This window comes from Streptomyces sp. NPDC058274, from assembly GCF_042881375.1.
Classification (GTDB): domain Bacteria; phylum Actinomycetota; class Actinomycetes; order Streptomycetales; family Streptomycetaceae; genus Streptomyces.
In genome coordinates, this window is record NZ_JBHVXW010000013.1 from 166,144 (window position 1) to 188,779 (window position 22,636).

At 70.3% G+C, this 22,636-nt stretch carries 24 protein-coding genes; 18 read left to right on the forward strand and 6 right to left on the reverse strand.

What is annotated here, in order from left to right; all coding sequences use genetic code 11:
• The first annotated feature begins 24 nt into the window (after window positions 1-24).
• From ACFVYF_RS24640 to hypE, 14 genes are all read left to right on the forward strand, one after another.
• Window positions 25-1,113, forward strand: a complete 1,089-nt coding sequence (locus ACFVYF_RS24640; RefSeq protein WP_389458605.1) for a hydrogenase expression protein HypE — start codon at window positions 25-27, stop codon at window positions 1,111-1,113.
• Window positions 1,114-1,193: 80 nt separating this feature from the next.
• On the forward strand, window positions 1,194-2,978 hold the full coding sequence (locus tag ACFVYF_RS24645; RefSeq protein WP_383273213.1) for a nickel-dependent hydrogenase large subunit: 1,785 nt from the start codon (window positions 1,194-1,196) through the stop codon (window positions 2,976-2,978).
• Complete coding sequence (locus tag ACFVYF_RS24650) at window positions 2,975-3,547, forward strand: hypothetical protein (protein WP_389458607.1); 573 nt, start codon at window positions 2,975-2,977, stop codon at window positions 3,545-3,547. The genes ACFVYF_RS24645 and ACFVYF_RS24650 overlap by 4 nt, the downstream gene beginning before the upstream one ends.
• Window positions 3,544-4,209: a DUF5947 family protein gene (locus ACFVYF_RS24655; RefSeq protein WP_389458609.1), complete on the forward strand. Its 666-nt coding sequence runs from the start codon at window positions 3,544-3,546 to the stop codon at window positions 4,207-4,209. Before ACFVYF_RS24650 ends, ACFVYF_RS24655 begins: the two co-directional genes overlap by 4 nt.
• Window positions 4,206-4,895, forward strand: a complete 690-nt coding sequence (locus ACFVYF_RS24660; RefSeq protein WP_389458611.1) for a DUF6084 family protein — start codon at window positions 4,206-4,208, stop codon at window positions 4,893-4,895. The genes ACFVYF_RS24655 and ACFVYF_RS24660 overlap by 4 nt, the downstream gene beginning before the upstream one ends.
• Complete coding sequence (locus ACFVYF_RS24665) at window positions 4,892-6,331, forward strand: hypothetical protein (protein ID WP_389458612.1); 1,440 nt, start codon at window positions 4,892-4,894, stop codon at window positions 6,329-6,331. The genes ACFVYF_RS24660 and ACFVYF_RS24665 overlap by 4 nt, the downstream gene beginning before the upstream one ends.
• A complete protein-coding gene (locus ACFVYF_RS24670) occupies window positions 6,328-6,870 on the forward strand; it encodes a hydrogenase maturation protease (RefSeq protein ID WP_389458614.1) in 543 nt (180 codons plus the stop codon). Before ACFVYF_RS24665 ends, ACFVYF_RS24670 begins: the two co-directional genes overlap by 4 nt.
• Window positions 6,871-6,881: 11 nt before the next feature.
• Complete coding sequence (locus ACFVYF_RS24675) at window positions 6,882-6,986, forward strand: DUF6893 family small protein (protein ID WP_389458616.1); 105 nt, start codon at window positions 6,882-6,884, stop codon at window positions 6,984-6,986.
• Window positions 6,987-7,179: 193 nt separating this feature from the next.
• Window positions 7,180-7,575 carry a hydrogenase maturation nickel metallochaperone HypA gene (locus ACFVYF_RS24680; protein ID WP_389458618.1) on the forward strand — a complete coding sequence of 132 codons (396 nt, stop codon included), beginning with the start codon at window positions 7,180-7,182 and terminating at the stop codon, window positions 7,573-7,575.
• A gap of 3 nt (window positions 7,576-7,578) precedes the next feature.
• A complete protein-coding gene (gene hypB / locus ACFVYF_RS24685; protein ID WP_389458620.1) occupies window positions 7,579-8,391 on the forward strand; it encodes a hydrogenase nickel incorporation protein HypB in 813 nt (270 codons plus the stop codon).
• Window positions 8,388-10,781, forward strand: a complete 2,394-nt coding sequence (gene hypF / locus ACFVYF_RS24690) for a carbamoyltransferase HypF (protein ID WP_389458622.1) — start codon at window positions 8,388-8,390, stop codon at window positions 10,779-10,781. Before hypB ends, hypF begins: the two co-directional genes overlap by 4 nt.
• A 62-nt stretch (window positions 10,782-10,843) precedes the next feature.
• Window positions 10,844-11,164, forward strand: coding sequence for a HypC/HybG/HupF family hydrogenase formation chaperone (locus tag ACFVYF_RS24695; protein ID WP_389458624.1), 321 nt, complete (start codon window positions 10,844-10,846; stop codon window positions 11,162-11,164).
• Window positions 11,161-12,285 (forward strand): hydrogenase formation protein HypD, encoded by a 1,125-nt coding sequence (gene hypD / locus ACFVYF_RS24700; protein WP_389458626.1) that lies wholly within the window; start codon window positions 11,161-11,163, stop codon window positions 12,283-12,285. Before ACFVYF_RS24695 ends, hypD begins: the two co-directional genes overlap by 4 nt.
• Entirely contained in the window at window positions 12,278-13,357 is a 1,080-nt protein-coding gene (gene hypE, locus ACFVYF_RS24705; RefSeq protein WP_389458627.1) for a hydrogenase expression/formation protein HypE, read from the forward strand. Before hypD ends, hypE begins: the two co-directional genes overlap by 8 nt.
• A gap of 69 nt (window positions 13,358-13,426) precedes the next feature.
• Here the strand turns inward: hypE and ACFVYF_RS24710 are convergent, their stop codons facing one another.
• Window positions 13,427-13,813, reverse strand: a complete 387-nt coding sequence (locus ACFVYF_RS24710; protein ID WP_389458629.1) for a hypothetical protein — start codon at window positions 13,811-13,813, stop codon at window positions 13,427-13,429.
• A 357-nt stretch (window positions 13,814-14,170) separates the two neighbouring features.
• Between ACFVYF_RS24710 and ACFVYF_RS24715 the strand changes: the two genes are divergently transcribed.
• The 3 genes from ACFVYF_RS24715 to ACFVYF_RS24725 all read left to right on the forward strand — a co-directional run bounded on the left by ACFVYF_RS24715 (window position 14,171) and on the right by ACFVYF_RS24725 (window position 17,551).
• A complete protein-coding gene (locus ACFVYF_RS24715) occupies window positions 14,171-14,905 on the forward strand; it encodes an acetoacetate decarboxylase (protein WP_389458630.1) in 735 nt (244 codons plus the stop codon).
• Between the two features lie 97 nt (window positions 14,906-15,002).
• Window positions 15,003-15,965 carry a 3-hydroxyacyl-CoA dehydrogenase NAD-binding domain-containing protein gene (locus ACFVYF_RS24720; RefSeq protein WP_389458632.1) on the forward strand — a complete coding sequence of 321 codons (963 nt, stop codon included), beginning with the start codon at window positions 15,003-15,005 and terminating at the stop codon, window positions 15,963-15,965.
• An 83-nt stretch (window positions 15,966-16,048) separates the two neighbouring features.
• Window positions 16,049-17,551, forward strand: coding sequence for a CoA transferase (locus tag ACFVYF_RS24725; RefSeq protein ID WP_389458634.1), 1,503 nt, complete (start codon window positions 16,049-16,051; stop codon window positions 17,549-17,551).
• Window positions 17,552-17,640: 89 nt separating this feature from the next.
• On the opposite strand, the gene ACFVYF_RS24730 is transcribed toward ACFVYF_RS24725, so the two are convergent.
• From ACFVYF_RS24730 to ACFVYF_RS24745, 4 genes are all read right to left on the reverse strand, one after another.
• Entirely contained in the window at window positions 17,641-17,991 is a 351-nt protein-coding gene (locus tag ACFVYF_RS24730; RefSeq protein ID WP_389458696.1) for a hypothetical protein, read from the reverse strand.
• Between the two features lie 164 nt (window positions 17,992-18,155).
• Complete coding sequence (locus tag ACFVYF_RS24735; RefSeq protein WP_389458636.1) at window positions 18,156-19,031, reverse strand: SigB/SigF/SigG family RNA polymerase sigma factor; 876 nt, start codon at window positions 19,029-19,031, stop codon at window positions 18,156-18,158.
• A 254-nt stretch (window positions 19,032-19,285) separates the two neighbouring features.
• Window positions 19,286-20,254, reverse strand: coding sequence for an aldo/keto reductase (locus ACFVYF_RS24740; RefSeq protein WP_389458638.1), 969 nt, complete (start codon window positions 20,252-20,254; stop codon window positions 19,286-19,288).
• Window positions 20,255-20,465: 211 nt separating this feature from the next.
• The gene (locus ACFVYF_RS24745; RefSeq protein WP_389458639.1) at window positions 20,466-20,999 is read right to left on the reverse strand and encodes a GNAT family N-acetyltransferase; all 534 of its coding nucleotides are present in this window, start codon (window positions 20,997-20,999) and stop codon (window positions 20,466-20,468) included.
• A gap of 235 nt (window positions 21,000-21,234) precedes the next feature.
• On the opposite strand from ACFVYF_RS24745, the gene ACFVYF_RS24750 reads away from it, so the two are divergent.
• A complete protein-coding gene (locus ACFVYF_RS24750; RefSeq protein ID WP_389458641.1) occupies window positions 21,235-22,125 on the forward strand; it encodes a carotenoid biosynthesis protein in 891 nt (296 codons plus the stop codon).
• A 161-nt stretch (window positions 22,126-22,286) separates the two neighbouring features.
• Here ACFVYF_RS24750 and ACFVYF_RS24755 read toward each other — a convergent pair whose 3' ends face one another.
• Window positions 22,287-22,580 carry a DUF6355 family natural product biosynthesis protein gene (locus tag ACFVYF_RS24755; protein ID WP_389458643.1) on the reverse strand — a complete coding sequence of 98 codons (294 nt, stop codon included), beginning with the start codon at window positions 22,578-22,580 and terminating at the stop codon, window positions 22,287-22,289.
• Between the last annotated feature and the right edge of the window lie 56 nt (window positions 22,581-22,636).

Below are 22,636 nucleotides of genomic sequence, written 5' to 3' on the forward strand. Positions count from 1 at the left end.
CACTCCTCCCTAGGAGGCGGTCCCATGACTGCGTCAACGCCGGACACGGTCGGCGCCGCGGACGCCGGAGATGCGCCCGCCGAAGAGACACCCACGATCCACATCCTCTGGATCAACGCAGGGCTGAGCTGTGACGGTGACTCGGTCGCCCTGACGGCCGCCATGCAGCCGAGCATCGAGGAGATCGTGCTCGGTGTGCTGCCGGGCCTGCCGAAGATCGCCGTGCACTGGCCGCTCATCGACTTCGAGTGCGGTCCGGTCGGTGGCGCGGACACGTTCATCGAGTGGTTCTTCAAGGGGGAGCGGGGCGAGATCGATCCGTTCGTGCTGGTCGTCGAGGGGTCCATCCCCAACGAGGCGATCAAGCCGGAGGGCTACTGGAGCGGCTTCGGCGACAACCCGGAGACCGGCCAGCCGATCACGACCAGCGAATGGATCGACCGGCTCGCCCCCAAGGCGCTGGCCGTCGTCGCCATCGGCACCTGTGCCACGTACGGCGGAATCCATGCCATGGCCGGCAACCCGACCGGCGCGATGGGTGTGCCCGACTATCTGGGCTGGGACTGGAAGTCGCACGCCGGCATCCCCATCGTGTGCGTCCCGGGCTGTCCCATCCAGCCGGACAACTTCTCCGAGACGCTCACGTATCTGCTCTACCAGGCGGCCGGCTCCGCCCCGATGATCCCGCTGGACGACAAGCTCCGTCCGACCTGGCTCTTCGGCGCCACCGTGCACGAGGGCTGCGACCGGGCCGGGTACTACGAGCAGGGCCAGTTCGCGATGACGTACGACTCTCCGAAGTGCCTGGTCAAGCTGGGCTGCTGGGGTCCCGTCGTCAAGTGCAACGTGCCCAAGCGCGGCTGGATGAACGGCATCGGCGGCTGCCCGAACGTCGGCGGCATCTGCATCGCCTGCACCATGCCCGGCTTCCCCGACAAGTTCATGCCGTTCATGGACGAGCCGCCCGGCGGAAAGGTGTCGAGCGCCGCCAGCGGTGCCTACGGCGCCGTGGTCCGCAAGCTCAGGTCCATCACGGCACGGACCGTGGACAAGGAGCCCAAGTGGCGCCACACCGGAGACCGGATCACCACCGGCTACCAGCCGCCGTGGTGACGCCCCGCCGCACGTAACCCGCTTCGGCGACCCGACCGACCCCGCACACCTCCCGCGCAACGAAGGGCACGGCACACACGATGGCACCGACGACGAAGGCGGCCGGCGACGGCAGTGGCCTGGTGGAGATGGCCTGGGACCCGATCACGCGGATCGTGGGCAGCCTGGGTATCCACACCAAGATCGACTTCAAGCAGAAGCGGGTCGCCGAGTGCTACAGCACCTCGTCGGTCTTCCGCGGCTACAGCGTCTTCATGCGCGGCAAGGACCCCCGCGACGCCCATTTCATCACCAGCCGCATCTGCGGCATCTGCGGGGACAACCACGCCACCTGTTCCGTGTACGCGCAGAACATGGCCTACGGCGTGAAGCCCCCGCACCTGGGTGAGTGGATCATCAACCTGGGCGAGTCGGCGGAGTACATGTTCGACCACAACATCTTCCAGGAGAACCTGGTAGGGGTCGACTACTGCGAAAAGATGGTCAAGGAGACCAACCCCGGGGTCCTCGAACTGGCCGAGCGCACCGAGGCCCCGCACGCCGGTGAGCACGGCTACCGCACCATCGCCGACATCATGCGGTCGCTGAACCCCATCGAGGGCGAGTTCTACCGCGAGGCCCTCCAGGTGAGCCGGTACACCCGGGAGATGTTCTGCCTCATGGAAGGGCGCCATGTGCACCCCTCCACGCTCTACCCGGGCGGCGTCGGCACGATCGCCTCCGTGCAGCTCTTCACGGACTACCTCAGCCGGCTGATGCGGTACGTGGAGTTCATGAAGCGCGTCGTGCCCCTGCACGACGACCTGTTCGACTTCTTCTACGAGGCCCTGCCCGGGTACGAAGAGGTGGGCCGGCGCCGCGTCCTGCTCGGCTGCTGGGGCGCGCTCAACGACCCCGAGTACTGCGACTTCACCTACGCGAACATGACGGACTGGGGCCGGCGCATGTTCGTCACCCCCGGCATCGTCGTCGACGGCAAGCTCGTCACCAACGACCTCACCGAGATCAACCTGGGTATCCGCATCCTGCTGGGCAGCTCGTACTACGACGACTGGCAGGGCCAGGAGCAGTTCGTCACGCACGACCCGCTCGGCAATCCGGTCGACCCGCGCCACCCCTGGAACCAGCACACCATCCCCGCCCCGCAGAAGCGGAACTTCGACGACAAGTACAGCTGGGTCATGTCGCCGCGCTGGTTCGACGGCAAGGACCACCTCGCGCTCGACACCGGCGGCGGCCCCATCGCGCGGCTCTGGTCCACCGCCCTGTCCGGACTCGTCGACACCGGCTATGTGAAGGCCACCGGGCACAGCGTCGTCATCAACCTGCCCCGCACGATGACCAGGCCCGAGACCAGCTTCGAGTGGAAGATCCCGAAGTGGAGCAACGCGCTGGAACGCAACCGTGCGCGCACCTACTTCCAGGCCTACACCGCCGCCATCGCGCTGCACTTCGCGGAGAAGGGGCTGGAGGAGGTCCGCGCCGGACGCACCCAGACCTGGGAGAAGTTCGAGGTGCCGGACGAGAGCATCGGCGTCGGATTCACCGAGGCGGTCCGCGGTGTCCTGTCGCACCACATGGTGATCCGCGACGGCAAGATCGCCAACTACCACCCGTACCCGCCCACCCCCTGGAACGCCAGCACCCGGGACACCTTCGGCACGCCCGGCCCGTACGAGGACGCCGTGCAGAACACGCCGATCTTCGAGGAGAACACGCCGGAGAACTTCAAGGGCATCGACATCATGCGTGCCGTGCGCAGCTTCGACCCCTGTCTGCCCTGCGGTGTGCACATGTACGTCGGCGGCGGCAAGACCGTGCAGAAGATGCACGTACCCACCGGCCTGAGCGGACTGGGCGGATGAGCGCGCCGACACACCCGGTGAACGCGGAGCAGACCGGCCGCCGTATCGAGGACGTCCTGGACCGGCTCGCCACCCACGCGGACCCGGCGGCCGCCGCGGCGGCCGAGGAACTCGTCCGCTCGCTGATGGACTTCTACGGCTCCGGACTGGCCCGCATCCTTCAGCTGCTGTCCGGTCCCGGCGGCCGGCGGGCCCCTGGCGAGCCCCTGTCGTCGCTGCTCGGCGACGAACTGGTCGCGAGCCTGCTCGTCCTGCACGACCTCCACCCCGAGGACCGCGACACCCGCATCGCCCGGGCCCTCGACGCCGTCCGCGACCACGCCCTCGAACTCGTCGACTTCGACGAGCACACGGGGACCCTGCGGCTGCGGTCGGCGGGTGAGGGATGCGGATGTGCCGCCACCGGTACGGCCTCCCAGCAGGCCGTCGAGGACGCGCTCGCCTGCTTCGCGCCGGAGGTCAAGGCCGTCGACGTACAGGCCGCGCCCAAGCAGGCACCGCTGCTGCAGATCGGCACGGGCCCGCAGTCCGGCGCCACCGTCGGCCCGACCGCGGCGCGGACCCCATGAGTGCCTTCCCGGCAGCTGTCCGGGCGCCCGGCTCCGAGCGCCCCTCCGGCCTGCGCAGGTTCCTGACGGAGCGCCCGCCCCAGCCCGAGCGGTGCGAGCTGTGCGCGGTGGCGGTGGCCCAGGAGGACCACCGCCACCTGGTCGACATCGAGAAGCGCGCGCTCGTCTGCGCCTGTGTCTCCTGCGCCCTGCTCATGGAGCAGCCCGGCGCCGCCGCGGGCCGCTTCCGGACGGTGCCCTCCCGCTACCTCACCGACCCCGCCCACCGCCTCGACGACCGTGCCTGGGAGTCGCTCCAGATCCCCGTCGGCGTCGCCTTCTTCTTCCGCAACGCCGCGCTCGACCGGCTGGTGGCCCTGTACCCGAGCCCCGCCGGAGCCACCGAGAGCGAACTCGAACCGGCCACCTGGGACGAGGCCCTCGGCGGCAGCCGGCTCGCCGAGCTGCTCGAAGCCGACGTCGAGGCGCTGCTGCTGCGCCGCAGCGAGGGGCGCTGCGAGTGCTACCTCGTACCGATCGACATCTGCTACGAACTGGTGGGCCGGATGCGCCTGTTGTGGACGGGCTTCGACGGCGGAGCCGAAGCGCGCGCCGCCCTGGACGCGTTCTTCGACGACGTGGTGCGACGCGCGCGGCCCGTGCCCGAGGCGGGCGTGTCGTGACGGAGTTCTCCTTCGCGTGCACGGGCGTTCGCGCCGACCGGTTCGCCGCCGGACCGACCCTCGTGTTCCGGCTGCGCGTCACCGCGGCCGACGGCGCCCGGGTGCACGCGCTCGCGCTGCGCTGCCAGATCCGCATCGAACCCGCCCGCCGCGGCTACGAGCCCGCCGAGGCCGACGGGCTGGCGGATCTCTTCGGCGAGCGGTCGCGCTGGGGCAGCACCCTCCAGCCGGTGCAGTTCGCCCAGGTCCCGCTGATGGTCCCCAGCTTCACGGGCGAGACCGAGACCGACCTCGTCGTGCCCTGCACGTACGACATGGACATCGCCGCGACCCGCTATCTGGCCGCGCTCGACGGCGGCGAGGTGCCGCTGCTGATGCTGTTCTCCGGCACGGCGTTCACCGGAGCGGGCGGCTTCCGGGTGGAGCCGGTCCCGTGGGACCGGGAGGCCACCTTCCGGATGCCGGTCAGCGCCTGGCGGGAGATGGTCGAGCAGCACTTCCCCGGGTGCGGCTGGATCCGGCTGCCCCGCGACACCATGGACGCCCTGCTCGCCTACCGCTCCCGGCGGGCACTGCCCTCCTGGGAGGCCACTGTTCGGGCTCTCCTCGATGAGGAGACAGCCCCCGTGGAGGCCCCCCGCGCCGATCCGTATCTCACCCTCACCACCGGAAGGACGGATCCGTGAGCGTGACCACGTTCGCCCCGGAGACGGAGGCCAGGTTCGCCCTGGCCCGGCAGGTGGCCGACGCCGTTCTCTTCGAGGGCTACGTGCTCTACCCGTACCGGGCCTCGGCGGCCAAGAACCGGTTGCGCTGGCAGTTCGGGGTGCTCGTCCCGCCCGACTGGGGCGCGGACAGCGAGGAACACGACTTCCAGCACACCGAATGCCTGATGGAACCGAAGGCCGGGGCGACCTTGTCGGTCGAGCTGCGGTTCCTGCACGCCCGGCGGCGCACCGTGCAGCGGGCGCGGCCGGACGGCGGCTTCGACGCGGTGCCCGAACTCCGCCTGGAGGACCGGGTCCTGGTGCCCTGGGACGAAGGCGGCGAGGAGCGCGTCGAGTTGGTCGCCGCGGTGGACGAACTCCTCGGGGACGGTGTCACGTTCCCCTTCGGACGACCCGCCCGGGAGGAGACCGAGCCGGTCCTGGACGCGACGGGCCGTCCCGTCGGCCGGCTGGTCCGGCGGTCCGAGGAGATCAGCGGTGTCGTACGGCTGTCCGCGCGCGAACTCGACGGCCCCTACCGGGCCCTGCGGCTGACCGCCGTGGTCGAGAACACCACCGCCTGGACACCCGAGGACGGTGGCGGTGCCGACCGGGACGCCGCGCTGCCGCGGTCCCTGGTCGCCGCGCATCTCCTCATGGCGCTCAGCGCCGGGTCGTTCCTGTCGATGACGGATCCCCCGGAGTGGGCGAAGGGCGCGATCGCAGCCTGCCGCAATCTGCACACCTGGCCCGTCCTCGCCGGTGAACCGGGCCGCGCCGACCTGGTGCTGTCCTCGCCGATCATCCTGGAGGACCACCCGGCGATCGCGCCGGAGAGCCCCGGGGCGCTCTACGACGCCACCGAGATCGACGAGATCCTCGCCCTGCGCACCGCGGCCCTCACCGACGAGGAGAAGCGCGAGGCCCGGGGCACCGACGAGCGGGCGGCCGCCGTCATCGACCTCGCGGACTCCATGCCCGCAGAGGTGCTGGAGCGGCTGCACGGGGCGGTGCGGAGTCTGCGCGAGATGACCGGCCCGGGCCCGGCCGCCGCCGCTCCCGTGGCCGAGGGCTTCCCCGACGAGTACGGGGTGCAGCGGCCGGACACCCCCTGGTGGGACCCCGCGAGCGACGCCGGTTTCGACCCGGCTCAGGACCGGGTCGTCGTGGACGGCCGGTCGCTCGGCGCGGGCAGCCGGGTGCTGCTGCGACCCGGTCTGCGGCGGACGGACGCGCAGGACCTGTTCCTCCAGGGGCGCAGCGCCAAGGTCGAGGCGGTCCTGCACGACGTGGACGGCGGGGTGCATCTGGCGGTCACGGTCGAGGGCGACCCCGGCGCCGACATCCGCCGAGAACAGGGCCGGTTCCTCTACTTCCAGCCGGACGAGATCACGCCCCTGGAGGACGAGGCATGAACGCTCTCCACCGGACAGGCCCGAGGACCCTCGTCGCCGGTATCGGGAACATCTTCCTCGGCGACGACGGCTTCGGCGTCGAGACCGTGCGCAGGCTCACCGAGCGTCAGCTGCCCGGACACATCGAGGTCGAGGACATCGGCGTACGCGGTGTGCACCTCGCCTACCAGCTCCTGGACGGCTACGACACGCTGATCCTCGTGGACGCCACCGCCCGCGGCGAGGCCCCCGGCACGCTCTACGTCATCGAGCACGACAGCCCGCTCGACGGAGGACCGCCGGCCGCCAGTGCGCTCGACGGCCATCGGATGACGCCCGACACGGTTCTGGCGCTGCTGGACACGCTGTGCGCCGGGACCGGCGGACAGCCGCCGCGGCGGATCCTGATCGTCGGATGTGAACCGGCCTCGGTCGACGAGGGCATCGGTCTCAGTCCGCCGGTGGCCGACGCCGTACCCCGGGCCGTTCGGCTGATCGAAGAGCTGTTGCCGGACGGTGAGCCGGCGTCGCGGGCCACGGCCGGCGAGGCCGCGAAGTGAGGAGAGACGGGATGAAGAAGACCATCATCGGTGGCGCGGCCCTGGCCGCCGCGGCTGCCCTTGTCCGGCAGGTGCTTCCTGACCTCAGGCGCTATCTGCGGATGCGCAGGATGTGAGGCGGGGCACCCGCCGGGGCGTTGGGTCGAACGGCGTACGCCACCGGCGGCCGGCGGCGTGCCTGGCCTTCGAAGCAGGCCCCCTCGCCTCTAATGAAGGCCGCCGGTCCACGCCTTCCCGTGCGGGCCGGGCGGCCGGAACCGGCCGCGGTGGCGGTCGGCGCGGGCCGGCCCCCTGGGAGGACAGAGACCGATGCACGAGATGTCCATCGCGCTGGCGGTGATCGGCCAGGTAGAGGAGGCCGCGCAGCGGGCCGGGGACGTGACGGCCGTGCGGTCGGTACGGCTCCAGGTGGGCGAACTGGCCGGCGTCGTGGCCGACTCCCTCACCTTCTGCTTCGAACTCGCCTGCGCCGGAACCCTCCTGGAGGGCGCCGGCCTGGTCACCGAGACGGTGCAGGGGCGGGCCCGCTGCGCCCCCTGCGCGTTCGAATGGGCCGTCGGCATGCCACCCCTTCTGAGCTGCCCCGAGTGCGGCGGCGCGAGTACCGACCTGCTCTCGGGCCGGGAACTGCAGATCCTCAGCGTGCACTGGGAGGACGGCCGGACGCACGCTCCAGCCCGCGAACCGATCTCCGAGGAGCGCTGAACCATGTGCCGTGTGGTTGACCTGCGTCAGGCCGTACTCGCCAAGAACGACGCGACCGCGCACACGCTGCGCGCCGGGCTCGCGGCCCGCGGCACCGCCGTGGTCAATCTGCTGTCCAGCCCCGGCAGCGGCAAGACCGCGCTGCTGGAACGCGAACTGCTGCTCGCACGGGAGCGGTCGGTTCCTGTCGCGGCGCTGACCGCCGACCTCGCCACCGAGAACGACGCGGCACGGCTGGCCCGTTCGGGCGTGCCGGTCAAGCAGGTGCTCACCGACGGGCTGTGCCACCTGGAGGCGGACATGCTCGGCGGTCACCTCGACGGGTGGCTGCCCGACGACACCCGGCTGCTGTTCGTCGAGAACGTGGGCAATCTCGTCTGCCCGGCCTCCTACGACCTCGGGGAGACGCTGCGAGTCGTCCTCGCCTCCGTGACCGAGGGGGAGGACAAGCCGCTGAAGTACCCGACGGCCTTCGGCCTCGCCCACCTGGTCGTGGTCACCAAGACCGACATCGCCGAGGCCGTCGAATTCGACGAGGCCGCGTTTCGCGCGAACGTGGCGCAGGTCAACCCCGGAGTCGAGGTGGTCCTCACCTCGGCACGCAAGGAGCGGGGGATCGGCGCGCTGCTCGACAGGGCGATCGCGGCCGCGGACGGAGCGCCCGTCCACGCACCCGTCATGGCCCGTCAGCACGACGGCCTCGGTCACGCACACGGTCACCCACACGCTCACGGTCACCCGCACGACGACCATGACGACGGCCCTCCGCACACCCACCCGGACGGCACCGGCGCGATGGCCCAGACCCGCTCGTGAGCAGTACGCCTTCGACCGTCGTCGCCGGTGACACGCCGCGGCGCCGCCGGGTCACCGTCCGGGGCGTCGTACAGGGCGTCGGCTTCCGGCCGTACCTCTACAGCCTCGCCACCGAGCTGGCCCTGTCCGGTCACGTGACCAACACCCCGGAGGGTGTCGTCGCCGAAGTCGAGGGCGCCGCCTGGGCCGTCACCCAGTTCTGCGACCGGATCGCGACGCACGCCCCGCCGCTGGCCCGCGTGGAGTCCGTCGACCACCGGGAGTTGCCCGCCACGGGCGGCAGTGCGTTCACGATCATCGCCTCCCGGACGGACGGACCGGCGCGCACGCTGGTCTCCCCGGACATGGCCACGTGCGGCGACTGTCTCGGCGAACTGGCCGATCCGTCCGACCGACGGCACCGTCACCCCTTCATCAACTGCACGCACTGCGGCCCGCGGTTCACGATCGTCACCGGAGTGCCGTACGACCGGGCGCACACGACCATGGCGGGTTTCGCGATGTGTCCCGACTGCGCCCGGGAGTACACGGATCCCGCCGACCGCCGCTTCCACGCACAGCCGGTCGCCTGCCCCGCGTGCGGCCCGCGACTGCGTCTGCTCGTCGCGCAGTCGTCGCCCGGCGAACCCCCGCGGAGTGCCGGGGCGGGGGACCCGATCGCAGGCGCCCGCGCTCTCCTGGCACGGGGTGCGATCCTCGCGGTCAAGGGGCTGGGCGGCTATCACCTGGCCTGCGACGCCACCGATCCCGCGGCGGTCGCCCTGCTGCGCCGCCGCAAGGCCAGGGGGGACAAGCCGTTCGCCGTCATGGTCAGGAGCGCGGCCGACCTCGAGGACCTCGTCCGGATGGGGCCTGAGGAGCGTGCTCTGCTGGAGGGCGGGACCCGGCCCATCGTGCTGCTGCGCCGGCGCAGGGACCTGGCGCCCGCGACGGGATCGCCCGGGCCCGCCGAGGCCGTCGCGCCCCATAGCCCCGACCTGGGCGTGATGTTGCCGTACACGCCCCTGCACCATCTGCTGCTCGGTCTGCCCGGTGACGCCGACGGACCCCGGATGCTGGTCATGACCAGCGGCAACGTGGCCGGTGAGCCGATCGTCACCGACGACGAGGAGGCGTTGGAGCGGCTGGCGCCGCTGGCCGACGCGTGGCTCACGCACGACCGGCCGATCCATGTCCCGTGCGACGACTCCGTGCTGCGCGTGTGCGACGGGGAGCCGCTGATGGTCCGCCGCGCCCGCGGGTACGCGCCGTTGCCGCTGCCCCTCCCGGTGACCGTGCGCCCGGCCCTCGCCGTCGGCGGAGACCTCAAGAACGTGTTCTGCCTCGGGGAGGGGCGGCGGGCCTGGCTGTCCGCGCACATCGGCGACATGGACGACCTCGGCACCCAGCGCGCCTTCGAGCGCGCCGAGACACAGCTGGAGTCCCTCACGGGCGTACGGCCCCGGATGCTGGTGGCCGACCGGCACCCGGGCTATCGCTCCGCCCAGTGGGCCGGGCGGAACGCGTCGGGACGGACCGTCGTACGCGTCCAGCACCATCACGCCCATGTGGCCGCCGCGATGGCCGAACACGGGCTGGACGGCGGCCGACCGGTGATCGGGGTCGCCTTCGACGGGACGGGGCACGGCGACGACGGCGCGGTGTGGGGCGGGGAGATCCTGCTCGCGGACTACGAGGGCTTCGTCCGGTTCGGGCACCTCGCCTACGTCCCGCTGCCCGGCGGCGACGCCGCGGTGCGCCGGCCGTACCGGATGGCCCTGGCGCAGCTGCGCGCGGCGGGGATCGCCTGGTCGGACGACCTGCCCTGCGCGACCGCCTGTCCGGCCGACGAACGGCGGGTGCTGGCACGGCAGTTGGAGCGGGACCTGAACTGCGTCCCCACCTCCAGCATGGGCCGGCTCTTCGACGCCGTGTCCTCGCTCGCGGGTGTCTGTCACCGGGCCGACTACGAGGCGCAGGCGGCCGTCGAGCTGGAGAACGCGGCGCTGCACGCGCCCGCCGAGGACACCACCTCGTACGCGTTCGGCCTGCGGACGGCGGCGCCTGACTCGGATGACCCGGTACGGGCCGACCCGGCGCCCGTCCTCGCGGCGATCGTCGCTGATCTGCGGGCGGGCACCGACCCGGCGCTGATCGCCGCCCGCTTCCACCGCGCGGTCACCGGCCTGGTGCACGGGATGTGCGTACGGGCGCGGACCCGGCACGGGCTGGACACGGTCGCCCTGACCGGGGGCGTGTTCGCCAACACCCTGCTCTCCTCGGCCTGCGCCGCGGCGCTGCGCGCGGACGGGTTCACCGTGCTGCGCCACCATCTGGTCCCGCCCAACGACGGCGGCCTCGCCCTCGGCCAGCTCGTGGTCGGCGCCCGTGCGGAGACCGGACCGGAGTGAACGAACCGAGGAACTGTCCCGGCAGCCCCGGGCTACGCACGAACCACAGCGAGGAGAGGCACATGTGCCTGGCGGTACCCGGCAGAGTGCTGGACATCGAGGAACGGGACGGCACCCGGATGGCCACCGTCGATTTCGGCGGAGTGGTCAAGGAGGTGTGCCTGGAGTACCTGCCCGACCTCCAGGTCGGCGAGTACGCCATCGTCCATGTGGGGTTCGCCCTGCAACGTCTGGACGAGGAGTCGGCGAAGCAGACACTCGACCTCTTCGCCCAGCTCGGCATGTTGCAGGAGGAGTTCGGCGACCCCTGGGAACTGGCCGCGCAAGCAGGCGAAACCACCCCGTTCCCGGACGAGGACGTCATCGAGGAGGCGCGGAAGTGAAGTACATGGACGAATTCCAGGACCCGGAACTGGCCCGGCGGCTCCTCGACGACATCCACGCCACCGTGACCAGGCCGTGGGCCCTGATGGAGGTCTGCGGAGGACAGACACACACCATCATCCGCCACGGCATCGACCAACTCCTCCCCGATCAGGTCGAATTGATCCACGGTCCGGGCTGTCCCGTCTGCGTGACACCGCTCGAAGTCATCGACAAGGCGCTGGAGATCGCCTCCCGGCCGGACGTCATCTTCTGCTCGTTCGGTGACATGCTCCGCGTCCCCGGCACCGGCCGGGACCTGTTCCAGGTACGCAGCGAAGGGGGTGACGTACGCGTCGTCTACTCGCCGCTCGACGCCCTGCGGGTCGCGCAGCAGAACCCGGACCGCGAGGTGGTGTTCTTCGGCATCGGGTTCGAGACGACGGCGCCGCCCAACGCGATGACGGTCTATCAGGCCCGCAAGCTCGGCATCCCGAACTTCAGCCTGCTGGTGTCCCACGTCCGGGTGCCCCCCGCGATCGAGGCGATCATGAGTGCGCCGAACTGCCGGGTCCAGGGCTTCCTCGCCGCCGGGCACGTCTGCAGCGTGATGGGCGTGGGGGAGTACCCCGAGCTGGCCGAGCGGTTCAAGGTCCCGATCGTGGTGACCGGGTTCGAGCCGCTCGACATCCTCGAAGGGGTGCGGCGGACCGTCCATCAGCTGGAACGCGGCGAGCACACCGTCGACAACGCCTACGCCCGGGCCGTCAGGCCGGAGGGCAACCCGGCCGCCCAGGCCATGCTGGAGGACGTCTTCGAGGTCACCGACCGTGCCTGGCGCGGTATCGGTGTGATCCCGGACAGCGGCTGGCGACTGTCGCGCAAGTACCGCGACTTCGACGCCGAGCACCGCTTCTCGGTCGAAGGCATCCAGACGCTGGAGCCGGCCGAGTGCCGCAGCGGTGAGGTCCTCCAGGGGATGCTCAAGCCGCACGAGTGCGAGGCCTTCGGCACCCTCTGCACCCCCCGCACCCCGCTCGGCGCCACCATGGTCTCCAGCGAGGGCGCCTGCGCCGCGTACTACCTCTACCGGCGTCTTGAGATCACGCCCGTGGCCCGGGAGGCGAGCCCCGTTGTCTGACATCACCGATCTCCGCGTGCCCGCGCTGGACCCCGAGGCCTGGACGTGTCCGGCTCCGCTGCGCGACCGGCCCCGCATCGTGATGGGCCACGGCGGTGGCGGCGCGCTCTCCGCCGAACTGGTCGAACACGTCTTCGCGCCCGCCTTCGGGGGAGAGGTGCTCGCCCAGCTCGGCGACGCCGCCGCGCTGACGCTCGGCGGGGTCCGGCTGGCGTTCTCCACCGACTCGTTCGTGGTGCGGCCGCTGTTCTTCCCCGGCGGCAGCATCGGGGACCTCGCCGTCAACGGCACGGTCAACGACCTCGCCATGAGCGGGGCGCGGGCCGCCTACCTCTCCTGCGGCTTCATCCTGGAGGAGGGCGTCGAACTGGAGGTGGTCGCCCGGGTCGCCGAGGCGCTGGGAACGGCGGCGCGTGCGGCGGGCGTCGAGGTCGCCACCGGCGACACCAAGGTGGTGGAGTCCGGTCACGGCGACGGGGTCTACATCAACACGGCGGGCATCGGGCTCATCCCGGCGGGCGTCGACCTGCGTGCGCAGCGGGTGGTCCCCGGCGATGTCGTGATCGTCAGCGGCGCGATCGGCGTACACGGTGTGGCGATCATGAGCGTCCGCGAAGGCCTGGAATTCGGGGTGGAGATCGAGAGCGACTGCGCGGCGCTCGGTGGCCTGGTCGACGCCATGCTGGCCGTCACCCGGGATCTGCACGTGCTGCGTGATCCCACGCGCGGTGGGCTGGCGGCGGCTCTGAACGAGATCGCATCGGCCTCCGGCGCCGGTGTGGTCATCCGTGAACGCGATCTGCCCGTCCCGCCGCCCGTGGCCAACGCCTGCGCGATTCTGGGCCTGGACCCCATGTACGTCGCCAACGAGGGCAAGTTGGTGGCCTTCGTGCCGCGCGAACATGCCGACGCCGTTTTGGAGGCGATGCGGGCCCATCCGCTGGGACGGGACTCCGTGATCATCGGCGAGGCCGTCGACGCGCACCCGGGCATGGTGGTGGCCCGCACCGGGCTGGGCGGTACACGCGTGGTCGATCTGCCGATCGGGGAGCAACTGCCGCGGATCTGCTGAGTGTCGCTGCGGCCGGCGAGAGGGGTAGTGGGCCGGGCCGGCGCTCGGCAGGCTTGGTCGCCGGTCGGCCTAGCCCGCCCGGCGCCCGGAGGGCGGGTCCTGCGGGTCCACACCTGTGGTCGCGGAGGCGTCCTTGGTCCCGCTGGGGCGCTGCGAGCGGCCCCTGCGACCGGTGTCCCGCATGCCCTTCTCGTCGTTGTCGGCGTACTCCTCGCCGCGCGCACCGGTGCTCTTGCTCGTGTCGCCCGGTACGGGCTCGGTCTCCTCCTTGGACTTCGTCCGGCCCGGGCCCCTGTCTTCGGCGTGTTCGCCCGGATGGAAGGAGCGGTGCGCGCTCGGGTTGTCCTGCTGGCGCGTCTCGTCCACATCGGGCGACCAGCCGTGCTGCCCAGTGCCCTGGTGGCGGCTCGGGCCCTCTCCGTGCGAGGGCTCGGACGGACGTGGTTTCTTCGGCATGGGCTGACCTGCCTGTCGGTGGAAGGGCGCTGGCTGCGCATCTCCGGGATAGTCGAATTCTCCCACTTTATGACGGTTGGGGCGCGCTGCCCCATGGCCCGGCCTGCCGGTCCGGCTGCGCGCGAGCCGGACGGGATTCGTCACGCAGTGCATAGGAAGGTGTGATCCGGTGGGTGGGCGGCATGGGTTTGCGGGAATGTGGCGGACCGCCGTATCGTTGTACATAGCAACAAGTTGTATTTGACAACTTTCTGGATTCTTTCATGGTCGTGGCTCGGGAGGGCACCCCGGCAGCTCGGGACAAGGCCCGGCACCCGGGAAAGCTCCCGCGGCTCACGAGAAAGAAGGGCGAGCCCGATGCGTGCTGAAGACGTCGTCAAGTCGCTGACCACTCCTCTCAACGCCCCCGCGTACCCCGCGGGCCCGTACCGCTTCACCGGTCGCGAATACCTGAACATCACCTACCGCACGGACCCCGAGGCGCTCGCCGCCGTCGTACTCGAACCACTGCGGGTCCCCGAACCGCTGGTGCGTTTCGAGGTCATGCGCATGCCCGATGTGACAGGACTGGGTGACTACACCGAGTCCGGCCAGGTCGTGGCCGTCGAGCACGAAGGCGAGCGGGGCGAGTACAGCCTCGCCATGTACGTCGACAGCCACCCGGCCATCGCCAGCGGCCGCGAGATCAGCGCCTTCCCCAAGAAGCTGGGCGCGCCACGGCTCTACGTCGACTCCGACACCCTGGTCGGCACCCTCGACTACGGCACCCTGCGCGTCGCCACCGCCACCATGGGCTACAAGCACCGGGCTCTGGACCCCGCACAGGCCCGCGCCGAGGTCACCGTGCCCACCTTCATGCTCAAGAAGCTGCCGGGGTACGACGGAAAGCCCCGTATCTGCGAACTGACCCGCGCCCAGATCTCCGACGTGACCATCAAGGGCGCCTGGAGCGGGCCGGCCCGACTGGAACTCTTCGCCCACGCGCTCGCCCCGCTGTCCGACCTGCCCGTACGCGAGGTGGTCTCGGCGAGCCACATCGTGGCCGACCTCACGCTGGGCCGCACGGAACTCGTGCACGACTACCTCGCTTGATCCGACCCGCGGTTCGCGTCGCCCAGTTCGCGTCCGGCGGCTCGCCCGAGCCGCCGCATCAGCAAGACCGTTCGCATTCTCGGAGAGGACCACCCCCATGACCGAACCCACCCACGCCGCCGGAATCCGTCGTGTCACGGTCGTCGGCGCAGGCGTGATCGGCGCCTCCTGGGCCGCGCTCTTCCTCGCCCACGGACTCGAAGTCACCGTCAGCGACCCGCAACCCGGTGTCGACACGCAGGTGCGCGAGCTGATCGACGGCACGGTGCCGGTGCTCGAGGGCCTGGGGCTGCCGACAGCGGACCTCACCGAGCGCCTGCGCTTCGAGCCGGACCTCGCCGCCGCCGTGCGCGAGGCCGACCTGGTGCAGGAGAACGGCCCCGAGCGGCTGGAGGTCAAGCATCAGATGTGGCGGACGATCGAGGAGAACGCCCCGGACGCCGCCCTGTTCGCCACCTCGACCTCCGGCATCCCGGCCACCGACATCGCCAGCGCGCTGAACAGCCCGGAACGCCTGGTCGTGGGCCACCCGTTCAACCCGCCGCACCTGGTGCCGCTCGTCGAGATCGTGCCCGGTGAGCGGACGAGCGAGGAGACCGTCGAGCGCGCCCGTGCCTTCTACACCGCGCTGGGCAAGAGTCCCCAGGTGCTCCGCAAGGAGGTTCCCGGGTTCGTCGCCAACCGGCTCCAGTCGGCACTCTTCCGCGAGTGCGTCCACCTGGTCGCCGAGGGAGTCGTCACGGAGCAGGAACTGGATGACATCGTCACCTCCTCCATCGGCCTGCGCTGGGCGGTCGCCGGGCCGTTCCAGACGTTTCACCTCGGTGGCGGCGAAGGTGGCCTGCCGCACTTCGTCACACATCTGGGGCCCGGCATGGAGAAGCGCTGGGATCAAATGGCCCAGGAACACGTCGCGTTCGACGACGCCACCGTGAGCACCCTGAACGAACAGGCACGTGACTTCGGAGCCGGCATCGACCAGCTGGCCGCCGAGCGCGACCGCAGGCAGGTCGCCCTGATGCGAGCCCTCGCCGAGACACCCGGCGCCCAGCGGGGATAGCCCCGTGACGTGCGCCCCTTGTCCGGCGCGCGGCTCGGCGATTGCTCCCCACCCACCCGTACTCCTCCGGCGAAGGTCCCACCATGAACTCGCTGACCGAAAAGATCTCCCAGGCCGTGGCCCATCCGCTCACCGGCGACGACGACTTCGACATCCACCACGCCCTGCACGACGTCCTGGCCGAGATCGGCATGCGCCCCGAGGACAGCGGCGGGCGGATCACCTTCCTGGGGGCGGACCCGATCGTCCCCTCCGTCATCCGGCTGGGAGCCGTACCGGCGCTGGGCATGACCGCCAAGTCCGTCGCGCTCGCGGCCCTTTGGCGCCACCGGGGAGGCGAAGGCCAGGACGTCACCATGGACCTGCGCAAGGCCCCGCACCGCCTGTGCCCCTTCTACGACAGGAAGTGGGAGAAGCTCAACGGGTTCAGCCCGGGCCGCCCGCACGACCCCGACAACCCCTTCAGCCTGCGGTTCTACGAGACGCGCGACGGCCGTTGGGTGATGCCGCTCAACCTGTATCCGAAGATCAAGGACGCCACGCTCCGGCTGCTGAAGACCACCCCCGACGAAGCCGCCGCCGCGGACGCCATCCGTACCTGGGACGCGGCCGACCTGGAACAGGCCGGTACCGAGGCCGGGGTCGTGATGCCGATGGTGCGCACCACCGAGGAGTTCCTCGCCGAACCGCAGTACCGGGACCACCTCGCCCACGAACCGCTGATCAAGATCGAGAAGATCGGCGACAGCGAGCCCGAGCCCCTGCCGGCGGGTGTCTCCCAACCCCTCGAAGGGCTGCGGGCGTTGGGCATGGGCCATGTGATCGCGGGCGCCGGCATCGGCCGTGACCTCGCCTATCACGGCGCCGACGTGCTGAACCTGTGGCGGCCCACCGAGTGGGAGAACGACGTCACCTACTACACCGCCAACGTCGGATCCCGCTCCGCCACCGTCGACCCCTACGCGCCCGAAGGCCAGAGCCGCGTCCGCGGTCTGCTGCGTGACGCCGACGTCTTCTTCGCCAACCGCAGGCCAGGCTTCCTGGAGAAGATCGGGCTGTCACCCGAGGAAGCCGCCGCCGTACGTCCCGGACTCGTCTACGCCACCGTCAGCCTGCACGGCGACAGCGGCCCCTGGGCGGACCGTGTCGGATTCGACCAGACCGCCGGCTGCGTCAGCGGAGTCATGCTCCGCGAGGGAACGGACGGACGCCCGGCGCTGCCGCCCATCGGCGTGGTCAACGACTACGTTCTCTCCTGGCTGGCCACCACGGGGATCATCCGCGCCCTTCTCCTGCGCGCCACCGAGGGCGGCAGCTACAAGGTCAGCCTCAGCCTCACCCGGGTGTCCGCGTGGATCCTCAGCCTCGGGCTGTTCGACCGTGACTACGCCCACGAGGTCGCCGGCACGGGCGGCCCCGACTCCGAGCACGCCTACCTCGACCCCGACCAGTTCTCCGCCCAGACCCCCTGCGGCTTCTACACCGGAGTCACGGACCAGGTCGTCATGTCCGCGACCCCTGGCCGCTTCCGGACGATTCTGGTCCCGCGTGGCAGCGGTGCGCCGGTCTGGCTGCCCCGGGCCTGACGCGGCGGGCGCGACCCGGCCGTAGGCACCCGGCTTCCGGGGGCCGGGCGGCGTACCGCTCGTACTTGCCGAAGACCGACAGCGGCGGACTACTCCGGCTTGCCCAGGGACCAGCCCGAGACATCCGTGAGCCGGCCCCGCCACAGCGGCATCAGGACCTGCTTGCCCGCGCCGGTGACGGTGACGGCGTCACTCAGGTGGATCCACTGCGGCAGCCGCTGAGCGATGTGCCCCTGCTTCTCGGCGACCACCTGGTCCACCTGCTCCGGAAAGCGCTCCAGCAGCTTCGCTCCGGGGCCGTCCGCGTCACGGAGGCTGCGCGCCCAGTCGGACTTCCACGCCTCGTGTGCGATCAGATCCCCGGAGAGCAGCCCGCCCGCGATGATCAGCGTCACCGGGAGCCGGGCCTCCGGTTCCTGCTCCACCAGGCGCACCAGCATCTGCAGCTGGAGGTCCGGCACCGGCTCCGTCACCACCGGATCGGCCGACTGTCGGATCTGGCCCTCGGCTTCGCTCACTGTCTGTCTTCTCCTTCTTGAAGCTGCGGACTTGAACCTGCGCACCGTCTACGGAGCCGGAGCCGGAGCTGGAACCGGATGGCGTCTCACACGGCGAGGAGCCCGGCACGGAGCTTGGTGAGCGTGCGGCTGAGCAGGCGGGAGATGTGCATCTGCGACAGATTCAGCCGACTGCCTATCTCCGCCTGGGTCATCTCCTGCCCGAAGCGCATTTCGATGATGGTCCGCTCCCGGTCGTCGAGCTCCTGGAGCAGCGGACCGAGCGCGTGCAGATCCTCGAACAGGTCCATGGCGGGGTCGACATCGCCCAGGACGTCGGCGTACTTCGGCCCGCTGTCACCGGACTGCTCGTCACCGGCCGCGGTGTCGATGGAACCGGCGACGTATCCGTTGGCCGCCACCAGGCCCTCGATGATCTCGTCCTCGGTCAGCTCCAGGTGCACGGCGAGTTCCTTGACCGTGGGCTCGCGGTCGAGGCGGGTGGCGAGTGTCTCCCTGCTCTTGGCGAGGGCGACCCGCAGTTCCTGCAGGCGGCGCGGAACGTGCACGGCCCAGGTGGTGTCGCGGAAGAAGCGCTTGATCTCGCCGACGATGTAAGGGATCGCGAAGGAGGTGAACTCGACCTCGCGGGACAGGTCGAACCGGTCGATGGCCTTGATCAGCCCGACCGTGCCGACCTGGATGACGTCCTCCATGTCACCGCTGCCCCGGTTGCGGAAGCGCCGGGCGGCGAACCGGACCAGGGACAGATTCATCTCGATCAGTGTGTTCCGGGCGTACTGGTACTCGCGCGTGCCCTCCTCCAGGACCTGCAACCGGTCCAGGAACAGCTTCGAAAGGGCCCGTGCGTCCTTCGGAGCGACCTTGCCACCGTCCTCGACCCAGGGCAGGTCGGCCGTGTGCTCCGGCGATCCCGTGCCGAGTCGGACGGATGCTTCCTGGTCGTTCACGGAAGTAGTCACAGGGTCGCCTTAAATAGAAAGCAGGGTGACGGACGCCTGCCCCCGTTGGCTGCATGCATGTGTCGGTACGCCGGCCACTTCTCCTCTTGGCCGGTTGCCGATGCCCGTAGGCCGGTGAACGAGCTGGTGCTGATGGCCCGTCGGCCCGCTCGCCGCCTCCCGGGAACCGGCCTGCCGGTCCGGCCGTCCGGGGGCGGCCGGATCCCCGGGAACCAGGCCGGCAAGGGTGGACGAGGCCCGTCGAGGCACCGGGCTCACGTCACCCCCTCGGGGGTCGCGCCCTCGACGGACACCGCGTCGGCCGCCAGGTCGTCGATGCGGGAGAGATCCTCGGGGCTGAACTCGACGTCGGCGGCCGCCGCGCTGGCCCTGATGTTGGCGCTGCTGCGCGCACCGACGATGGCCACGTCCACGCCCGGCCGGGCGAGTACCCAGGCGATCGCCAGCTGGCTGACGGTCAGCCCGCGCCCCTCGGCGAAGTCCGCGAGCCGGCGTACGACCGCGAGATTGCGCTTCAGGGTGTCGCCGGTGAACGCGCTGGACTGGCTGCGCCAGTCGCTCTCCTCGAACGTCGTGTTCTCGTCGAAACGGCCGGTGAGCAGACCGCTGGCGAGGGGGCTGTAGGCCAGGACCCCGATGCCGTGCTCGATCGTGTAAGGCAGGACTTCTGCCTCGATGCCACGGCGGAAGAGGTGGTAGGGAGGCTGCAGGGTGTCCACCGGGCGGACCGCCGCGAACTCGGCCATCTGCTGGACGTCGTAGTTGGACACCCCGGCGAAACGGATCTTGCCTTCGTCGACCAGCTCCTGCAGCGCCCCGGCCGTCTCCGCGGCGGGCACCTCGGGGTCCGGCCAGTGCACCTGGTAGAGATCGATGGTCTCGACGCCGAGGCTGCGCAGGCTCTGCTCCACGCCCTGGCGCAAATAGCCGGCGGACGCGTCACGACCGCCCTCCGGGAGGACACCGCCCTTGGTGGCGATCACCACGCTGTCCCTGTCCGCGGTGATCTCCTTGCGCAGGGCCTTGCCGAGCATCCGCTCGGAAGCGCCGAACCCGTAGGCCTGGGCGGTGTCGAAGAAGTTGATGTCGAGTTCGCGAGCCTCCCGGATGGCGCTGATGGCCCGGTCCTCGTCGAACGTCCCCCATTGCCCGCTCAGCTGCCAGGTACCGAACGCGATGCGGGAGACGCTCAGACCGGTCGAACCCAGAGAGATCCTTTTCATGCTCGTACAACTCCTAGAAGAGCGGTTCTGCCGTGCTCTACCAGGGTTGCGCGGACCGGTCGTGCGGTCCAACAGAAGAAAACGAACGCGTCGAGCAGCTGAGCTTCTTAATCCGCCGGGGCGAGGGCCACGGCTGCCTCACAGGCGGTGCACCCGGCGTCACGGGACAGGAGCCGCCAACGGTCGTCCGTCGTCGGTACGTCCCCGGTGCTCAGGCCTCGAACTCGGTCAGGTCGATGGCGTACACGTGCAGCGGGTAGCCGTACACCGGGTGCTCCGTCTCGAGCTCCGGCTCCATGCCGAGCTTGCGGATGACGTTCTCGGAAGCGTCGTTGCCCATCCGGTTGATGCAGATGACGCGGTCCAGACCACGGTCCTGGAGCGCGAACTCCAGGGTGGCGTGGGCGGCTTCGGACGCGTAGCCCTGACCCCAGAACTGTGAACCGAGCCGCCAGCTGATGGCGACGGCCGGCATCACCTCCGGCAGGAACTCGGGTACGGACAGACCCGTGAAGCCGACCAGTTCGCCCGAGGCCAGCAGTTCGACGGCGAAGAGCCCGAAGCCCTCCTCGTCCCACTCCTCTTCCCACTGCTCGATGGCGTCAGCCGTGTACTCCAGGTCGCGCACCGAGCCGTCGTCGATCCAGCGCATGACCTGGGAGTCCGCGTTGATGTCCGCCATGGGCACGAGGTCGTCGTCGTTCCAGCGGCGGAGGATGAGACGGGGTGTGCGGATCTCGATCATGGCGCCCATCCTGCCGAAGGGACGGCCGCATGGGTAATCGGCGCCCGGATTCCGTGCGGAGCGTGGTGGTGGTGCCAGTCGCCGGCGCGCTCGCGTGACGGCTCGGGGCAGCCGTACGCTTTAATGGACAACTGTCAGTTTTGATGTCGCCCCTTCGGTCGACTGCCGCATGCGCCAGTCCGGACGCGGACATGGCGATTTGCTGTCGCAACCTGAATCCCCCTGGGTAGGTCAAATGTCTGTCGGTCAACGCAGCCCCTCGACGACGATCTTGTGGGTCGTCGTCACCGTCGCGGCGCTGGGGGAGGCTCTCAACGCGGTCATTCCTCATTCGCTCGGGGCGCCGCTCTCTTTCATCACCATGATCTTCCCCTTGCTGCACGGGGCGCGCCGCTACGGCTGGCGGGCCATGGGCGTCTACCTGGTGCTGGTCCTGTTGATCAGCAATGCCCTGGAAAACCTGAGCATCGCCACGGGATTCCCGTTCGGGAATTACCACTACACCGGCTCGGGCAAGATCTTCGAGGTGCCGTGGATCATCGGATTCGCCTACGCGTCCTACGGCTATCTCGCCTGGATCATCGGCAACGTGCTGTTCGCGGAGGTGCGCCGGGGGTCGACCTGGCTGACCACGATCGGTACGCCGGTCGTCGCGTCCTTCGCCATGGTCGACTGGGATCTGTCCATGGACCCCAGCGCGTCGACGATTCGCCACAACTGGATCTGGGAGGACGGCGGCGGTTTCTTCGGTGTACCTCTGGCCAATTTCCTGGGCTGGTCGCTGACCGTGTACCTCTTCTTCCAGATCTTCGCCCTCTATCTGCGCCGGAGCGGCCCACGGGCCGGAGAGCGGCCCCCCAGCAGCGACGTACAGCCAGTGCTGCTGTACGCGGCGATCGCGGTGAACTTCTTCGCCGAGTACGCCCGCGGCGACCGCAAGATCGTCACCGATGCCCTGGGGCACACGTGGCACACCGGCGACATCTACCAGACCTCGGCTCTCACCACGGTCTACGGCATGGTCTTCGTCGCCCTCATGGCGTTTCTGCGTATCGCGCAACGCCGGGCCCCGGCAGCGGGACCGGCTCCGGTGACCGCCGGCGAGCGGGACGTGGTGGACGTATGAGAAGTCCCTCTCTCGGTTTTCGTGCCGCGGGGATTTCACAGACGACGGTGCCCGCTCCTACGTCGGAGACGGGCACCGTGTGAAAAATCAAGGATGTGCGTCGAGGTGAACGGCCTTGGGAGCTGTACCTCATCGCCTCAGTGGTCGTCCCGCGGGGAACGTCAGCACGTGCGGTTGACGTACCGGGCACCCTGGATCCTGCTGGCCTTGCCCAGCCACGTCGAGCCAGGGGTCACGCAGCGCTCGTAGTTGGGGCCGAAGACCTCGACCTCGATCACGATGTGTGAGCCGTCCCGGGTGCAGTGGTTGTAGAAGGCGTCGGAGCCGGTCTCGTAGAACCCGCACGGGTTCATCACCGCCGAACCGTGCCCGGCAGTGGCAGTCGCCGAGGGAGCCAGTCCCAGGGCGAGCGCGGCGGCGGTGGCAACGGCCAGCAGTGAATGACGAACGCGCATCGCGGTCTCCTCGTTGATCACGGTGTCCAGGGGGCTTGCAGCCAGGCACTTGATGA

Bases quoted from the DNA above. Each gene is read 5' to 3' on its own strand.
- ACFVYF_RS24640 (WP_389458605.1), top strand. From the start codon at position 25: ATGACTGCGTCAACGCCGGACACGGTCGGCGCCGCGGACGCCGGAGAT.
- ACFVYF_RS24645 (WP_383273213.1), top strand. From the start codon at position 1,194: ATGGCACCGACGACGAAGGCGGCCGGCGACGGCAGTGGCCTGGTGGAG.
- ACFVYF_RS24650 (WP_389458607.1), top strand. From the start codon at position 2,975: ATGAGCGCGCCGACACACCCGGTGAACGCGGAGCAGACCGGCCGCCGT.
- ACFVYF_RS24655 (WP_389458609.1), top strand. From the start codon at position 3,544: ATGAGTGCCTTCCCGGCAGCTGTCCGGGCGCCCGGCTCCGAGCGCCCC.
- ACFVYF_RS24670 (WP_389458614.1), top strand. From the start codon at position 6,328: ATGAACGCTCTCCACCGGACAGGCCCGAGGACCCTCGTCGCCGGTATC.
- ACFVYF_RS24675 (WP_389458616.1), top strand. From the start codon at position 6,882: ATGAAGAAGACCATCATCGGTGGCGCGGCCCTGGCCGCCGCGGCTGCC.
- ACFVYF_RS24680 (WP_389458618.1), top strand. From the start codon at position 7,180: ATGCACGAGATGTCCATCGCGCTGGCGGTGATCGGCCAGGTAGAGGAG.
- hypB (WP_389458620.1), top strand. From the start codon at position 7,579: ATGTGCCGTGTGGTTGACCTGCGTCAGGCCGTACTCGCCAAGAACGAC.
- ACFVYF_RS24695 (WP_389458624.1), top strand. From the start codon at position 10,844: ATGTGCCTGGCGGTACCCGGCAGAGTGCTGGACATCGAGGAACGGGAC.
- ACFVYF_RS24710 (WP_389458629.1), bottom strand. From the start codon at position 13,813: ATGCCGAAGAAACCACGTCCGTCCGAGCCCTCGCACGGAGAGGGCCCG.
- ACFVYF_RS24715 (WP_389458630.1), top strand. From the start codon at position 14,171: ATGCGTGCTGAAGACGTCGTCAAGTCGCTGACCACTCCTCTCAACGCC.
- ACFVYF_RS24720 (WP_389458632.1), top strand. From the start codon at position 15,003: ATGACCGAACCCACCCACGCCGCCGGAATCCGTCGTGTCACGGTCGTC.
- ACFVYF_RS24725 (WP_389458634.1), top strand. From the start codon at position 16,049: ATGAACTCGCTGACCGAAAAGATCTCCCAGGCCGTGGCCCATCCGCTC.
- ACFVYF_RS24730 (WP_389458696.1), bottom strand. From the start codon at position 17,991: ATGCTGGTGCGCCTGGTGGAGCAGGAACCGGAGGCCCGGCTCCCGGTG.
- ACFVYF_RS24740 (WP_389458638.1), bottom strand. From the start codon at position 20,254: ATGAAAAGGATCTCTCTGGGTTCGACCGGTCTGAGCGTCTCCCGCATC.
- ACFVYF_RS24745 (WP_389458639.1), bottom strand. From the start codon at position 20,999: ATGATCGAGATCCGCACACCCCGTCTCATCCTCCGCCGCTGGAACGAC.
- ACFVYF_RS24750 (WP_389458641.1), top strand. From the start codon at position 21,235: ATGTCTGTCGGTCAACGCAGCCCCTCGACGACGATCTTGTGGGTCGTC.
- ACFVYF_RS24755 (WP_389458643.1), bottom strand. From the start codon at position 22,580: ATGCGCGTTCGTCATTCACTGCTGGCCGTTGCCACCGCCGCCGCGCTC.